Annotated in this window: 16 protein-coding genes and 2 pseudogenes; 10 read left to right on the top strand and 8 right to left on the bottom strand. The window is 66.0% G+C overall.

Annotated features, from left to right (window positions below):
- Positions 1 to 4: 4 nt before the first annotated feature.
- Complete coding sequence (locus AOZ06_RS40835) at positions 5 to 625, top strand: DJ-1/PfpI family protein (protein ID WP_054294263.1); 621 nt, start codon at positions 5 to 7, stop codon at positions 623 to 625.
- A gap of 89 nt (positions 626 to 714) precedes the next feature.
- On the opposite strand, the gene AOZ06_RS40830 is transcribed toward AOZ06_RS40835, so the two are convergent.
- Together AOZ06_RS40830 and AOZ06_RS40825 are read right to left on the bottom strand one after the other, a co-directional pair.
- The gene (locus tag AOZ06_RS40830; RefSeq protein WP_054294262.1) at positions 715 to 1,104 is read right to left on the bottom strand and encodes a HEAT repeat domain-containing protein; all 390 of its coding nucleotides are present in this window, start codon (positions 1,102 to 1,104) and stop codon (positions 715 to 717) included.
- A 97-nt stretch (positions 1,105 to 1,201) separates the two neighbouring features.
- The gene (locus tag AOZ06_RS40825; protein ID WP_054294261.1) at positions 1,202 to 1,939 is read right to left on the bottom strand and encodes a hypothetical protein; all 738 of its coding nucleotides are present in this window, start codon (positions 1,937 to 1,939) and stop codon (positions 1,202 to 1,204) included.
- A gap of 201 nt (positions 1,940 to 2,140) precedes the next feature.
- On the opposite strand from AOZ06_RS40825, the gene AOZ06_RS40820 reads away from it, so the two are divergent.
- Both AOZ06_RS40820 and AOZ06_RS40815 read left to right on the top strand, forming a co-directional pair.
- On the top strand, positions 2,141 to 3,388 hold the full coding sequence (locus AOZ06_RS40820; RefSeq protein WP_083472263.1) for a cation:proton antiporter: 1,248 nt from the start codon (positions 2,141 to 2,143) through the stop codon (positions 3,386 to 3,388).
- Positions 3,389 to 3,470: 82 nt separating this feature from the next.
- Entirely contained in the window at positions 3,471 to 4,706 is a 1,236-nt protein-coding gene (locus AOZ06_RS40815) for an RCC1 domain-containing protein (protein WP_335338321.1), read from the top strand.
- A gap of 50 nt (positions 4,707 to 4,756) precedes the next feature.
- On the opposite strand, the gene AOZ06_RS40810 is transcribed toward AOZ06_RS40815, so the two are convergent.
- Together AOZ06_RS40810 and AOZ06_RS40805 are read right to left on the bottom strand one after the other, a co-directional pair.
- Positions 4,757 to 5,836 (bottom strand): BtrH N-terminal domain-containing protein, encoded by a 1,080-nt coding sequence (locus AOZ06_RS40810; protein ID WP_054294259.1) that lies wholly within the window; start codon positions 5,834 to 5,836, stop codon positions 4,757 to 4,759.
- A gap of 198 nt (positions 5,837 to 6,034) precedes the next feature.
- Positions 6,035 to 6,595, bottom strand: a complete 561-nt coding sequence (locus AOZ06_RS40805; RefSeq protein ID WP_054294258.1) for a hypothetical protein — start codon at positions 6,593 to 6,595, stop codon at positions 6,035 to 6,037.
- Between the two features lie 197 nt (positions 6,596 to 6,792).
- On the opposite strand from AOZ06_RS40805, the gene AOZ06_RS40800 reads away from it, so the two are divergent.
- The 3 genes from AOZ06_RS40800 to AOZ06_RS61450 all read left to right on the top strand — a co-directional run bounded on the left by AOZ06_RS40800 (position 6,793) and on the right by AOZ06_RS61450 (position 8,634).
- On the top strand, positions 6,793 to 7,446 hold the full coding sequence (locus AOZ06_RS40800) for a hypothetical protein (protein WP_063810204.1): 654 nt from the start codon (positions 6,793 to 6,795) through the stop codon (positions 7,444 to 7,446).
- 87 nt (positions 7,447 to 7,533) lie between these two features.
- Positions 7,534 to 7,848 (top strand): hypothetical protein, encoded by a 315-nt coding sequence (locus AOZ06_RS57270; protein ID WP_054294256.1) that lies wholly within the window; start codon positions 7,534 to 7,536, stop codon positions 7,846 to 7,848.
- Between the two features lie 660 nt (positions 7,849 to 8,508).
- Positions 8,509 to 8,634: a hypothetical protein gene (locus AOZ06_RS61450; RefSeq protein WP_257721442.1), complete on the top strand. Its 126-nt coding sequence runs from the start codon at positions 8,509 to 8,511 to the stop codon at positions 8,632 to 8,634.
- A 92-nt stretch (positions 8,635 to 8,726) separates the two neighbouring features.
- On the opposite strand, the pseudogene AOZ06_RS57265 reads toward AOZ06_RS61450, so the two are convergent.
- The 4 genes and pseudogenes from AOZ06_RS57265 to AOZ06_RS55265 all read right to left on the bottom strand — a co-directional run.
- Positions 8,727 to 8,918, bottom strand: a pseudogene (locus AOZ06_RS57265) (MBL fold metallo-hydrolase); the annotation flags it as partial.
- 32 nt (positions 8,919 to 8,950) lie between these two features.
- Complete coding sequence (locus AOZ06_RS40785; RefSeq protein ID WP_054294254.1) at positions 8,951 to 9,415, bottom strand: type II toxin-antitoxin system VapC family toxin; 465 nt, start codon at positions 9,413 to 9,415, stop codon at positions 8,951 to 8,953.
- Positions 9,405 to 9,674, bottom strand: a complete 270-nt coding sequence (locus AOZ06_RS40780; RefSeq protein ID WP_054294253.1) for a type II toxin-antitoxin system Phd/YefM family antitoxin — start codon at positions 9,672 to 9,674, stop codon at positions 9,405 to 9,407. The genes AOZ06_RS40785 and AOZ06_RS40780 overlap by 11 nt, the downstream gene beginning before the upstream one ends.
- Before the next feature lie 89 nt (positions 9,675 to 9,763).
- Positions 9,764 to 9,955: pseudogene (locus AOZ06_RS55265) on the bottom strand (MBL fold metallo-hydrolase); the annotation flags it as partial.
- Between the two features lie 34 nt (positions 9,956 to 9,989).
- On the opposite strand from AOZ06_RS55265, the gene AOZ06_RS40775 reads away from it, so the two are divergent.
- The 4 genes from AOZ06_RS40775 to AOZ06_RS40760 all read left to right on the top strand — a co-directional run bounded on the left by AOZ06_RS40775 (position 9,990) and on the right by AOZ06_RS40760 (position 14,318).
- Complete coding sequence (locus tag AOZ06_RS40775) at positions 9,990 to 11,465, top strand: recombinase family protein (RefSeq protein WP_054294252.1); 1,476 nt, start codon at positions 9,990 to 9,992, stop codon at positions 11,463 to 11,465.
- 19 nt (positions 11,466 to 11,484) lie between these two features.
- Positions 11,485 to 12,102 carry a hypothetical protein gene (locus tag AOZ06_RS40770; protein WP_054294251.1) on the top strand — a complete coding sequence of 206 codons (618 nt, stop codon included), beginning with the start codon at positions 11,485 to 11,487 and terminating at the stop codon, positions 12,100 to 12,102.
- Positions 12,103 to 12,432: 330 nt separating this feature from the next.
- On the top strand, positions 12,433 to 12,765 hold the full coding sequence (locus tag AOZ06_RS40765; RefSeq protein WP_169799053.1) for a MobC family plasmid mobilization relaxosome protein: 333 nt from the start codon (positions 12,433 to 12,435) through the stop codon (positions 12,763 to 12,765).
- Positions 12,762 to 14,318, top strand: coding sequence for a relaxase/mobilization nuclease domain-containing protein (locus tag AOZ06_RS40760; RefSeq protein WP_054294249.1), 1,557 nt, complete (start codon positions 12,762 to 12,764; stop codon positions 14,316 to 14,318). The genes AOZ06_RS40765 and AOZ06_RS40760 overlap by 4 nt, the downstream gene beginning before the upstream one ends.
- Positions 14,319 to 14,350: the final 32 nt, after the last annotated feature.

Below are 14,350 nucleotides of genomic sequence, written 5' to 3'. Positions count from 1 at the left end.
AGCCATGCACACCGCGATCCTGACCTTCGAGGGCTACAACGAGCTCGATTCCCTCATCGCCCTCGGCATCCTCAACCGGGTCAAGAAACCCGGCTGGCGGGTGTCGATCGCCGGCCCCACGCCACGGGTGCGTTCGATGAACGGCGTCACCATCGACGCTATGATCGACCTCGACGAGGCCTGCACCGCCGACGCCGTCATCGTCGGCAGCGGCTCGATGACCCGCGAAGTCGTCGAAAACCCCGAGATCATGAACGCCCTGCGCCTGCTCGACCCCGCACGCCAACTGCTGGCCGGGCAGTGCTCCGGCGCGCTGGTCCTCGCGAAACTCGGCCTGCTGGCCGACGTGCCCGCCTGCACCGACCTCACCACCAAGCCGTGGGTCATCGCGGCCGGGGTCGAGGTGCTCAACCAGCCCTTCTTCGCCCGCGGCAACCTCGCCACGGCGGGCGGCTGCCTCGCCTCGACCTACCTCGCCACCTGGGTCATCGCCCGGCTGCACAACCTCGACGACGCAAAGGAAGCGATGCACTACGTCGCGCCTGTCGGCGAGAAGGAGGAGTACGTCGAACGTGCACTGCGCAACGTGACGCCTTACCTGGAACCGGCCTTGACCGCGTCCTGATCCCGGCGCCACCACTCACGCGTCGGTGCCGGTCCGTTCGGCAAGGCCCGCTGTGGCGGCGTCACGAACATCCGCGTCTGGGTCCTCGGTCAACTGCCGCACAACTCGATGGCTTGCCGATCACGGTAGGCGACGAGTGTGTTCGCGAGTTCGGCGCGGACACTCGGATCCGAATGCGTGAGCAGGTAAACCAGATCCTTGGCGTCGCCGCGGTTGCGGGCAGCGAGCGACCACAGCGCTTCGCCGATCTCGTCCGGAGTGGTGGCGGCCGTCATTTGCGCCACCAGCTCCGGCTTGGTCGGCATGGGCGGATCGCCGTACCGGGCTCGGATGTCCGCGGCCTTGAACGCCCCTCGCGGCAGACACACGGGACACGCGCACGGGCGACGACCGTGTTCGTTCGGGGAGTACCGCCACCCGCTCACCTGGTTCACCCGCCGGACCCGGTGCAGCTCACCACGGGTGATCGCCCTCGCCACAACGACTTCGTATCCCGCGCGTCTGGGAATATCGGGGCCATGAACAACCTCGGGTTGCTGCTGCTGAATGACAACGTGGAACAGGCCCGGCTGTGGTTCACGCGAGCCGCTGAGCGGGGAAATTACCAAGCGGTGCACAACTTGTCACAGCTGCGTCAACTGTGACGTGTTCCGCGGACCAGCCGTGCTCGGCGGGACGGCAGGGCAAGCATTGCTTCTGCCTGCGCCAGAGCGGCGGACGACCAGGGGTGCCGTCACAGAGCGGGTGTCCGTACGCGGGCCCTGGCTGGTCGGCGGCCTTGCGGAGGCGGCGGTCGATGCGGCGCCAGACGGACAGGTAGTGGGGATGGGCGATCAGCTCACCCGTGGCGGTGTGAACGCCGTCGACGACGGAGATGTCCCGGGACGTGGGGCGCTTGGCGGAGGGGCGCCAGATGTCCTCGGTGACGGACTGCACGAGTAAGAAGCCGTTGTAGGAGCACCACGTTTCGAAGGCCGCGTCGCCTGACAGCGGAGGGTGTGACTCGGTCAGCGCGGACGACCAGATCCACATGTTGGCCCGGTGCCCGGACGGGGTCCGGCCGTGCCGGTCGAGGCTGACGTCGTCCTCGGCCCAGGCTCGGCATTCGCGTCGGCCGTCGGCGCCGGGGCCGGAGTCCGATCCGGTCAGGTGCCACGGCCCCAGCTCGTCGGGCAGACCGGCGTGCACCGCGGCGACGAACTCCTCGGTCGTCACGTGCACGCTGCGGCGGTGCCCACCTCGGCGGCGCCAGCCGTCGACGTCGAGCCGCATTTCGGCTGGCTTGTCCGGCGCGATCAGTCGTCCCCGTGCCACCGGTCCAGCCTAGTGGCCCGTCTCGCGGGGACAAGCAAACGATCAGTCCGTTCGGAACGTCTCACCAGACGCCGAACCGCCGCGTGACGTCCTACGATCAGCGCGAACCGCGCATCAGTACCACTATGTCAAATGGACCGAGGAGGAACCTCCTGTGTGGACACCCGTGTCACGACACGTCGAAAGGCAGCCGCGACAGTGATGACCGCGCTTCTGGCCGCCGCGGTGGCCGCACTAGCCCGATCACTGGCGGCTGTCCGGCTGTCGCGCTGGAACCTCGGCGCACCGGCGGTCATGGTGCTCGTGGGTGTCCTCATCGGTCTGGCTGTCGAGGACTCGGTCGCGGCGGCGCTCAACACGACCGTGGCCCAGCACGTCGCGGAGATCACGCTGGCGTTCTTGTTGTTCGTCGACGCCACCGAGGTCCGCGGTGGACGGTTGTGGGGCAACTCGCCTGGCCTGGTCACGCGGGTGCTGCTGCTCGCGATGCCGGTGAGCGTCGTCGTCGCGATGTTGCTCGGCGCACTGCTGATCCCCGGGCTGCCCTGGTCGATCCTGCTGATCATCGCGTGCGTGGTCGTACCGATCGACTTCGCGCCCAGTGAACAGGTCGTACGCGACCGACGGCTGCCCGCGCGAGTGCGCAGCGTGCTCAACGTCGAAGGCGGCTACAACGACGGCATCATCTCGCCCGTCTTCGTGTTCGCCATGCTCGTGGCCACCGAGGGCGCCGCGGCCATGCCGATGGACGCGTTCACCATGGCGGTGACCCAAGCGGCGAAGGCTCTCGGCGCGGGCATCGTGATCGGCGGGGCCGTCGCGTGGCTGATGCACCGCTGTGACCGGAACGGGTGGATGACGGCACAGTCGCGCCGGATCGCGGTCCTGCTCACGCCGCTCGTCGCCTACTGCGCGGCCGTGGCGATCGACGGGAACGGCTTCGTCACCGCGTTCGTGTGCGGGATCGCCTTCCGCTACCTGCACCGTCTCCTCATCGCCCGCAGCTTGCACCGCGCACCCGCGACCCAACGCCCGCACGCCCCGACCGCGCTGACGCAGGACTTCGGTCTCCTTGAAGACGTCACGGCTCTGATGACCATGACGATGTGGTTCGTCGTCGGCCTCGCGGCCGTGGTCATGTTCGCCGTCGGCGTGAGCTGGCAGGCCATCGTGTTCTGCGCGGCCGCCCTCACAGTCGTCCGGATAGTCCCGGTGATCGCATCGCTGACGAGGTCGTCGCTGCCGTGGCGGGACCGGCTGCTGCTCAGCCTGCTCGGGCCGCGCGGCACCACGACCATCGTGTTCGGACTGATCGCGTACAACGGCCTGCCCGAAGGCGACGCCGCCGACACCGTCCTGCTGACCACAGTGCTGTGTGTCCTGGGCAGTGTGGTTTTGCACGGCGGCGGCTCCAACCTCGCCATCAGCCGCCTGACCCGCGCGAAGTAATACCGAGTTTCGGCGCAACCGCACTGGTCCGACGGTCGTTGCAAGATCGACGGCAGGTTGCGCCTGGCGGCCCTGGCTCACGGTGGACCGCGGCAGGCAAGGTTGGTGTCGACATTTCACTCGGGGGGAGTTCCACGTGCGCGTTTCAGCTGTACTCGTAAGCCTGGCTGTCGTCGCCGGCGTTGGTCAGCCGGTGGCAGCGGCACAGCTACCGTCACCGAACACATGCGCGGGCAACGACACATCCTGCGTCCACGCGTGGGGTATGGGCGGCAATGGCGCACTGGGCGACGGTAAGGCCCAGTCAAGACTGTATCCGGAACCCGTGCCGAATCTGCCGGGGATCACCGGGATCGGCGGCGGGCTCAGCGCGGAGATCGTCGCGGTGCACGCCGACGGCACCGTCTTCGCCTGGGGCAGTGCGGGACTCGTGATGCCGGGCGGCCAACAGCGGAACACGCCGCTCCAGGTGCCCGCACTGTCGAACATCATCGAGGTGGAGGCCGGTTACAAGAACGCGTTGGCGCTGAAGTCGGACGGCACGGTGTGGTCGTGGGGCGACGGCTCGAGGGGCCAGATCGGCGACGGCCAGGAGTACGGCGAAGGTGGCACGAACGTGCCGCAGCAGGTCGTAGGTCTGACCGGCGTGGTGGACATCGCTTCCGGCGACTCCAACGGGTACGCGCTGAAGTCCGACGGAACAGTGTGGGCGTGGGGCGAGAACAAGCGGAGCCAGCTCGGCAACGGCGTGGTCTGCCAGGATTGCTACTCGAACGTGCCCGTGCAGGTGGCTGGTCTCACCGGGGTCCGATCGGTGTCGGAGGACGGCTTCGCGCTCAAGGTTGACGGCACAGTGTGGACGTGGGGCGCGAACGCCTCGGGCATGCTCGGTATCGGTGAACCGTCCAGCACGTTCCGGGCCGCGTCACCGATCCAGGTCTCGACGCTGTCGGATGTCGTGGAGATCAACGGTTGCGGGCAGAACCGCTACACCCGCAAGTCCGACGGCACAGTGTGGTCGTGGGGACCGAACAACTCCGGTCAGATCGGCAACGGCACCCTCTACGGTTTCCAGCGCGCCCCGGCCCAAGTCTCGATCAGTGACGCACGGGGGCTCGGCTGCGGTGAGGCCTACAACGGCTACGCCATCACCGCGGACGGATCGTTGTGGTCGTGGGGAAGCAACATCTACGGCCAGCTCGGCGTGGCCACCTCGGACCCGAGGTCGACGGTGCCGGTCAAGATCTCCGGCCTGTCCGGCGTGAGCAAGGTCAGCGGGCACTACTTCGGCGCGCTCGCCCTGGTTCCCGCTCCCTGACAGCGAACGGCATCCCGGTGCCGCGCACCGGGATGCCGTTGCGGCGACGATCAGTCCACGGCCGCCCGGAGGCGGGCGATCGCGTCGGTTTCCGCCTCGTAGAGCGCACCGAGCTGGGCGCCCATGTTCGCGAACTCGGTCATCGCACCCAACGCGTGCCACATCTCGGCGATCTCCCGCCACCGCGGTGCCAGGCCGGAGTGCCCGGCCTGATCGAGGAAGTCGGCGAACAACGGCCGCAGGTTCCCGCCGGTGACGCCGATCCGGCCGTCCACACCCTCCTGGACGCCCTGCAACGCGAGGCCGAGCCCCTGCCCGTCGGCGAACACCCGCGGCCACGCCTTGGCAGCCTTGGTGTCGGTCATCATCCGTGACCACTTGCGCCACGCGGGCAACGAGAACGAGTCCGACTTCGACGACAGGTGCGCGACGACATCCCGCAGGCCCTCGCGGACCGCGGCATCGACGTCAAGCTCGCGGTCCTGGTCGGTGATCACGAGCGCCTGGTTCTTCCAGCTGCCGACGCGGGCGACAGCCCGGTCCAGGTCCGCGCGGGCGACAGTCAGCGCGGCCAGGTTCCGGTCGTCCAGGTACACCCGGTCGTCGCCGGCGAGGGCGTACACCACGACCGGGTGGCCGCCGTGCCCGTCCAGCGCGGGCGGGAGGTCCCAGTAGCCGATCTGGTAGCGGTCGGGCCACACCATCACCGCGTTGCCCTCCGCGAGTTTGCCGGTCAGCCACGCCTTCGCCGCCGTGGGCGCGGAGCGGTGCCATTCGGCCGCGATTCCCAGGCGGGTGAGGACTTTCTCGGTGCGGCGGCCGATGTACTGCCACGAGTTGTCGAAGCCGAGCGTCACATGGCGGCTGTTGTCGTGCTTGAACTCCCACAGGATGTAACCCGCGCCGATCCCGCCGCCGATACCGAACACCAACGCCTCGGTCAGACCCGAGATACCGCGGGCGGCGAGCATGGCGGTCAGGCCCGCCGCGTCGGGGTCCGTACCTCCGCGCAACGTCCACCCGCCGACCGGCGCAGCACCGGCCACATGGGCCAGCGCGGTGGTGTAGCGCTCGCCGGTCTTGGCCATGCGAGCACGAACTTTGGCCTTGAGCTGCTTGCGTGACGTCATCACCAAACTCCTCGGCCGTCGCCAAAGACACCCGGACCCCACGCACCCAGATGCCACGACAGCCTTGGTCAGGCATGACGAAGACGATGTCCCGAGGCACACAGGTCCCCTCTGCCTCCGCGAAAGCCGGGCGGCGTGGGCACCCGGTCAGGAGGTTGGGCGTGGAACTCGCCGGGGCCATCGTAGCGGACCACCGGTTCAGTCCCGAATGGTCAGCGACCAGGGGACGAGACAGTCCACCTGAAGCAGGATCGGCCCGGCAGACAGCTCGATCCGGCCGCGAAACGGTCCAAGGCTGACGTAGTGGAGGTCGTCGCGGCCGGTGCCGTCGACGGCGAAGCGGTAAAGGTGCGCGTAGCCCTCGCTGGAAACCTCGAACGTCACGCTGGTGCGCGGTCCCTGGTAGTACACGACGTCAGGGTGGCTGCCGCGAACTGTGCCACGTAGCTCCTGGCAGGTGTCGGCGGGACGAAAGCCGATGACCCACCGTGCGATCCCGTTGGACCGCGTGCCTTTGCTGATCTTCACGTGCGTGTACTCGGGCGGGACGACAGCACGGACCCGCCGACTGCTGAAGTTCTGCGAGCACAACATGTCGCCTTGTTCGAGACGATCGGGCGTGTCGATCAACCCGTGGACGGAGTAGCCGCTCATCCAGTTGCCTTGGATCTCGAGCACGGCGGACACCTCTGATGACGGGCGATTCACCGGCACGACCCCGTTGCCCCATCCCCGATAAGGCAGATCGATCTTGTCCATGGTGTGCACTATCCCACTGAGGGCGTGTGCCGGTCAGCTGGTCGCGGCAGCCGGGGGGAATTGTCGGTCGAGTGGATATCCGGAATTCAGATCAATGCGGGTTGTGATTGCTCCGATTGGGTGCTCCTGTTGGGGATGTCCATTCTTGAGCTGGTGGTGCGGTTGAATCCGACTCGTCCCTATCCGAGGGGGAGGGCATGGGCTGGTGGAATCAACCACGCGATGCGAAAGGGCGATGGGTGCGCGGCGGCGGAGGCATGGTCGTCGCGGTATCGATTGTCGGGACCTTGTCGCTGGGCGGTGGCACAGGAGCCGGAGCCGGCGGAGCAGCCTCGGCGCAGTCCGCGACCGGCCAGGCCGTCAGAGCGAATGTGACCAGGGGCAAGGGAAACGCGAAGCAGGGCAAGCGCGACTACGCCTGGCGGGACATGGGGTTCCGGCGACTCAAACAAGTGGGCGAGCAAGCCGCGAGTTGCGTGGTCAACTCCTATGGCGACGTGCGGGATTTCTTCGTCCGAACGCCTTGCCGCTCGCTTGACCGGATGCTGTTCACACTGGGGGACGACGACAGGAATTCGGTGATCCTAGCTGTGTCGTGGGTGCGCATGAGCACTCCCGACAATGCTCGAAAACTGCAGTGGCTTGCCGATACCTACGGCACGGGCAGCGTGTCACCGTTGGCGGGAGCGCTGGTCGAAGCCGCGGGCGTCAAGTTCACCGGACGGTACTACGACTCACGCAGATCTGGAGATCTGGTGGTGATCGCCGAAACTGAGCCACTTCGCGGAGATCCCCAGCCCGAGTTCCTCGACGGGTTAGCCGAAGTGGCATCCGAACTCCCCCGGCCGTAGTGCCGATGTGGACAGTCGCGACCTCCGTCCACTCGTACGCCTTACGACCCTCCGATCGGTGGTGAGACGCGCCCAATCACGGCCTCGATGCTCATATTGACCTCCGTCGCGCTGGCATGGCTCGATCGAGCAGGCGCGTCGAGCAATCGCGGCAAGATGTTGGTGTCGAGCAAGCCTCACTTCTTGTGCGGGTTACTGCTCATAGGGGTCTCGGGGCTCCTGGTCGAGCGCGGCTTCCTGATCGGCGCGGCAGGCGTCGGTGTCGACATGTGCCGCGTTGCGGACATGTCGACGAACTCGGCTCGTGAGATGAAGCGCCGGTGTCGGCGCAGTGGGATCAGTTCACCGATCTGGTGGCCGTCGCGGGTGACAGTGATCGACCGGCCACGTTCACAGTTGTGATCACCAGTCGCGGAAACGTTTGCGCTGTCATCGTGTGACTCGTGAGCCATGCGTGCTGTTCCCGGAGGATCTGTCCGACCACTCGATGGGATGAAGAACGCTGCGTTGAGTAACGACCTTTGGCTCGGTTTCGACGACAGGCGCACCAGCGTTGAAAGGGGAGTCCTGCGTCTGCTGACTGGGTTCCTAATTGGTGTGGCGTTCGCGTTCGTGTCCGCGTGTGGTCATGATGTTTTGCCGACGAGCGTGGGGATGACGAGCACGACATCACCGACGTCGGCGACCGCGCCGACTACGGCTGACTCCAGTCCAGGAGCGGACGCCGCGTCAGTGCACGACGTCATCACGCAAATCAATCTCCAGCTGCCGATGATCGTCGAAACGGGATCCGTGGCGAAACTTCCGACGACGGTAGTCAAAGACGGCGTCTGCGGTGGTTCCGTCACGAGGACTGCGGAGATCTACCTCACCTCGTCCGGAAACGCGTTCAACCCGGTACGGGCCGTCGTTTGTGCGTGTGAGTGGCGCAGCTGGTTCGGTGCAGACCCCAGCCCGATTGCTGAGCGGTGTCGGTAGTTCACTACATGCGCTTCGGTTGACGCTGTTTCGGCATTCGGAACGGACGTGTTGCCACGTTTGTCGGCTATCACGCAGACTCGGATGACTATTACGGTGGGCAAGTTCTACGACTTGACGGTGTTCGTTCTCGACCAGGCAAACCTTGCCTTTGTTTTCACCCCGATCGGTGTGACCCCGCCACCTGGTACCGAGACGATGGGCGCGTGAGGCGTCACAACTTGATCGGCTGTTGCCCTTTCATGGTGTTGATACGCGTGGAGCATCCATGTCGCCGTGCGGAGCTCCACGCGTAAGTGCAGTCACCAGCCGCGTTCGCGCCATTCGTCGATGTGCGGCTTCTGCTCGCCCAAGGTCGAGTCGTCGCCGTGGCCGGGGTAGAACCACGTGTCGTCCGGCAGGACGTCGAACAGCCGAGCCGCGACGTCGTCGGTGAGCGACTTGAAGTCCTCGGGGGAGTTGGTCTTGCCCACGCTGCCGGGGAACAGAGTGTCGCGTCAGCGGTGAACATGTTGATACGACACGGTCATGGCGCCTGGTGAGGGACCGTCGGCCGGGTGACCGCTACGACAGTCAGCAGGTCGTGAAGCCCTTTGAAGTCGTCTGGGTTGGTGGTGAACAAGGGGAGGTCTTCGGCGATGGCGGTGGCGGCGATCATGAGGCCGACCATCCTGCGTCGTGGTTTGCGTCCGCTGGCGATCACCGCTGCGGATACTCGTCCGTAGGTCCTGGCTGCTTCTGCGTCGAAGGGGACGGGGTCGAACTCGCTTTCGGCACGCTGTAGTACGTCGAGCCTGCGGGCACGTTCCACGTGCTCGTCGTAGGCGTCTTGTTCGTCGTTGCGCCGTACTTCGTGCGGTCCTGCGGAGAGTTCGGCGAGCGTGATGGCGCTGATGGCCATCTCGTCCGGGAGTTCCGCGGGGTCGATCCAGCGGCGCAAGATCAAGATGTTGGTGTCGAGCAGGCCCTGCTCGTGCGAGCTACTGCTCATAGGGGTCTCGGGGCTCCTGATCCAGTGCGGCTTCTTGGTCGGCACGGAAGGCGTCGATGTCGACGTGTGCAGCGTTGCGGGACATGGCGACGAACTCGGCTCGCGAGACGAACCGCCGACGTCGGCGCAGTGGAATCAGTTCGCCGATCTCGTGTCCGTCGCGGGTGACGGTGAACGACCGTCCACTTTCGACGGCGTCCATGATCTCCTTCGATCTGTTGCGGAGGTCTCGCTGCGTGATCTCAGGTTGCGCAGACATGGCACTATTCTAACCGGGAGTGGCACCTGGTGCTACACGGTGCTGCACGTGGCCGCTCAAGCATCAAGCGACCACGTTCACAGTAGTGATCACCAGCCGCGTTCGCGCCATTCGTCGATGTGCGGCTTCTGCTCGCCCAAGGTCGAGTCGTCGCCGTGGCCGGGGTAGAACCACGTGTCGTCCGGCAGGACGTCGAACAGGCGAGCTGCGACGTCGTCGGTGAGTGACTTGAAGTCCTCGGGGGAGTTGGTCTTGCCCACGCCGCCGGGGAACAGAGTATCACGTCAGCGGTGAAAAAAACGGTAGCCTGGAGCCATGCAGGAGAGGGTGGCGGTCTACGCGCGGATCTCGGAGGACGTGCTCGGCCTGGAGAAGGGTGTCGAGCGGCAGCTCCGCGAGGCCCACGACCTGGTCGAACAGCGTGGCTGGACGGTCGCGGCCGAGTACGCCGACAACGACATCTCAGCCCTGCACGGTGCCTACCGACCGAGGTACCAGGCCCTCCTGGAGGATGCACAGCGAGGCCAGTTCACTCGCATCGTCGCCTACCAGCTCTCCCGGCTCTGGCGGAACCGGCGCGAACGCGCGGAGGCGATCGAGCTACTGTCGAAGCGACGGGTGTCCATCACGCTGATCAAGGGCAACGACATCGATCTCACGACGCCAATGGGCCGCTCTTTCGCCGCGCAGATGGGCGAGGCCGACACGCTCGAATCCGAGCTGAAGAGTGAGCGTGTCGCTTCGGCTGCGCTGGAACGTGCTCAGGCCGGGCAGGCTTCTGGTCATGTGCTCTACGGGTGGCGACGAGTCAACGAGTTTGGCCGTGGTGGCAAGCGAATCCGCTTCCACGACGAACTGGATCCCGAGCAGGCCGCAATCGTGAAAGAGATCGTTGAACGGCTCCTCGCGCGCGAGAGCCTCACGAAGATGGCTGCTGACCTGAACCAACGCAAGATCCCTCCGCCACGAGTAGCCGCCGGCCGCGAGCCGAAGCGGGGGCGTCCAGACGTCTGGAGTTCCTCGTCGGTGCGTTCGATCGCGATGCGATGGGCGAACTGCGGCAAGCGCGTTCACCACCGTGGCAGGGAGGACGAGCAGATCCTTCCAGCTGCCTGGCCACCGATCGTCACCGAGGCACAACAGAGCGAGCTGCGAACGCTGCTCAGTGACCCGGCGCGCGCCACCAGTAAATCCGGCGCGCGGCAGCACTACCTCACATTTGCGCCGGACATCGCACGATGCGGGAAGTGCGGCGGGCGGCTACGGGTGGTGCAGAAGAGCGGGCACCCCACCTACGTATGTAACCCGAATGGCTGTACTGGGCGACGGAAGGAGTGGGTCGACGACCTGGTGGAGCGGGTAGTACTCAAGCGGCTCGCCCAGCCCGACGCGCGGGATCTCTTTCGGCGGGACGACACCGCTGCGCAGCAGACCCGCGACGAGATCCGCGCCGTCGAGAGCAAGCTTCTCGAGCTGGCCGATGACTACGACGCTGATCTCATTACGCGCGAGCAGTTCCATCGCTCAACCGCGCGCCACCGGACGCGTCTGGTGGAGCTGGAGAAGCAGGTCGAGAAGTCAGTACCTGGTATGCCAGCCTCGCTGGTGGCCGAAATGGTCGGACCGAACGCGAAGGAACGCTGGGTTAGTTTGCAACCGGCACAGCGACGGTCGTTGCTGGCAGCAATGGGGTTCCAGCTGGAGTTGGTAGCAGGCATGCGAGGTGGGCCGGGCTTCAAACCCGAGTCCGTCAAGATCTGGTTCGTGCGGGACGACGGCACCGCGGCTTGAGTTTGTCTACTCTGGTCTCGTGGGGGATGAGCAGCGCTTCTGCTACTCGGCGCGCGACATTCGCAAGGCGCTCCGGGAGAGCAGCCCGGAGGACGCGCCGCGCGGTCTGATCGAAGGATTCAAGGCCTTCGTCGCGAGTGACAAGACTGCGAGAGCGCGCCTTGCGGGCAATCACCCGAAGCGTCGCAGACTGCTGGATCGCGCTGAAGACCTGCCGTTCACAGTCCACCAGGACTTGATGAGGCTCGGTCCTGAAGGCGCACTCATGCCCGACGCCCGTGACGTGCTGTGCCACGAATGGCACTTGGAGCCACCAGACCGCAGAAGCATGGCCAATCAAGCGGAAGCGGCCTTGTTGCTTGTCAGGTTCCTGGCTCTACTGGTCTTAACTGCCAGTCGAACTCATCCGTTCATGGTGTTGCTGGTGCTGAGCCAGCTCCTCGAAGCGAAGCAAACGCCGCAGAACTCGGCGACTTGGCCTGCACCCCAGAACCGCCCCGCTCGTGTGGTGAAGCCGCCCGGCCAACTGGTGCTCGCCGAGCCTCGGCTGGCCCGTGCGCCCAACCTTGCGCGTCCCTCGTCGCCGTGTGCGGCGAGGACCGTGCCGGGCTGCGTTCGCCTCGGGGGAGCGCTGTAATCACGCAGCCGCCACGGTCCTCCGTCATCGGAAAGGCCACGCTGTGGCAGAGAAAAGGGGGACATCGAGGCCGTCCAGACGAGACGACATCGATGAGTACGCAGATCAAATCGTTCGTGCCGCGCCGCCGTTCAGTGCGCGGCAGCGAGTGCGAATTGCCGCGATTCTCAACGGCGAGGACGCCGCAGGTGAGGTCGGGCAGCAAGTTAGAAAACAGGACACCCGATCGGGTGTCCACTCACGACGACGCCAGGAGCGAGCGTCATGAGTAACCGGAAGGAGGCGCGTCGTCAGCGGCGAGTGCCGGGAGGCTCGCCGCACCGGATCAACGTGCGGACGACGGCCGAGACGTACGCTCGCTTGGTTGTCGGTGCCGCCGCAGCGCGCCTGTCGTTGCCGCGGTACCTGATCGAGTCGGCGTTGCGTCGGTCGACTGGTGGCTGGAGCTTGCGCGAGCAACGCTGGTGGGCTGAGCGTCTCGACGTCGTCGAGACGCGATTGATCAGAATCGGTACCAACCTGAACCAGATGGCGGCTGCGGCCAACACGACGGGCGAACTGCCGGACGTGCTTACTGGAGCAGTGCGCTACCTCCAGGCGACGCTCGATCAGCACCGGGAGATCCTGAAAGCGATCGATCCGGCCGATCGCTCGCGCCGGTGATCGCCAAGGCGCCCGAGAACGGGAAGCGCGGCAGTGACACCCAAGGCCTGCTGCGCTACCTGTTCGGCAAAGGCAAGGCGAACGAACACACCGATCCACACCTGGTCGCCGCCTGGGATCCGGAGTGGCTCGAAGGCGGCGCGTTCGCCCAGCTGGTCGGTCACCGCGGGTGGCTGCCACGTTTAGCCCGTGACATCGACGCAGCCATGACTGGACATGAGGTCCACGTTGCTGACGGCCACGTCTACCACGTCGTGCTGTCCGTGCCACGAGCCGACGGCCAACTCGGCGACGAGGTGTGGCAAGCGCTCATCGACGAGGCGATCGAGCACATGGGCTTCGGACCGGACACGGGCGGCGTCGGCGGCTGCCGCTGGGTGGCCGTCCACCATGGCCTGTCGGTCGAAGGCAACGACCACGTCCATCTCTTGATCAACCTTGTGCGCGGCGATGGAACAATCGCGAACACCTATCGCGACTGGCCACGATGGCGGTCCTGGTGTCTGACCGTCGAGGAACGCCTAGACCTCATACGTACCGCTCCAGCAGGTGCCGGCCGCAAAGCCACCTCCCGCGCCGAGTTGGAACGCGCGGCGAGGGCAGGCAACCGCACCGATCGGCAACGGCTGACTCAGCTCGTAGCCGAAGCCGCCGCCATGGCTGGCAGTGAGCTTGACTTTCTCGCGCACCTGCAGCGCGCCGACGTGCGCTACAAGCCTCGCCTCTCAGAGGACAAGGTCATCGGCTACGCGGTCGCTCTGAGCGCGGACGAGGAGGACACCGAGCCATTGTGGTTCTCTGGCTCCACCCTGCGTCGTGACCTGAGTCTGCCTCGGCTCCGCGCCCGCTGGGAGGACCACGGCCTGCGCTGGGACGCCATCGCGGAGCAGTTCTGGACCGGCGAACATGCGGTCAACACCGGCGATGTGCATCGAACACAGGCCGCATGGAGAGAGCTGACCCGGCTCCTTGAAGCGGCTCAGCCAGCAGTCGAAGAACACGTCGCCCACGATCGCGACCGATGGAGCCACACCGTCGGCGAGATTGTTGACCTCATCGTTGCGTTGGCCCGCTTCGATCCCGAGCCCGACCGCCTGCAACGAACAGCCGACCACCTCGCCCGTGCCGCGCAACTCGAAAGACACCAGCGTCGCCCTCAACCGCGCCAGCGAGGCGTCGCGCTGCCGTTGCTGGTGGCCGCTACCCGCGCAGCCGCCGCCTGCAAGGACCCCGCACCCATTGTGTTGGCCGCAGTCGTGCTCTTGATCTGGTCCATTGTCAAGATCCTGCAGCTCGCTGTTGACCGACGTCAGCCACCGCCAACGGCATCAGCTCGCCAGCAGATCGCGACTGCCGCCGACCAGTTGGCCGACCATCCCATCCTGCGCACCGCGCAACGAACTGGCGAATGTGGCTCTCCTGTGCTGCCAGAGCCCGGCATGGAGTTGGTGTCGCGAGCGCCTTTCGTCACCAACCGACTGCACGGCCTTGATCGGCCATCAACAACTCGCACACCGCCTGCACAACCGGGAAACGGGGGTCGCTCGCGATAACTCCCCAGTTGCTGACTTGGTCGGCTACGTCT

The organism is Kibdelosporangium phytohabitans (genome assembly GCF_001302585.1).
In the GTDB taxonomy this organism is placed as follows: Bacteria; Actinomycetota; Actinomycetes; order Mycobacteriales; family Pseudonocardiaceae; genus Kibdelosporangium; species Kibdelosporangium phytohabitans.
This window is presented reverse-complemented; position numbering and strand designations above follow the sequence as displayed.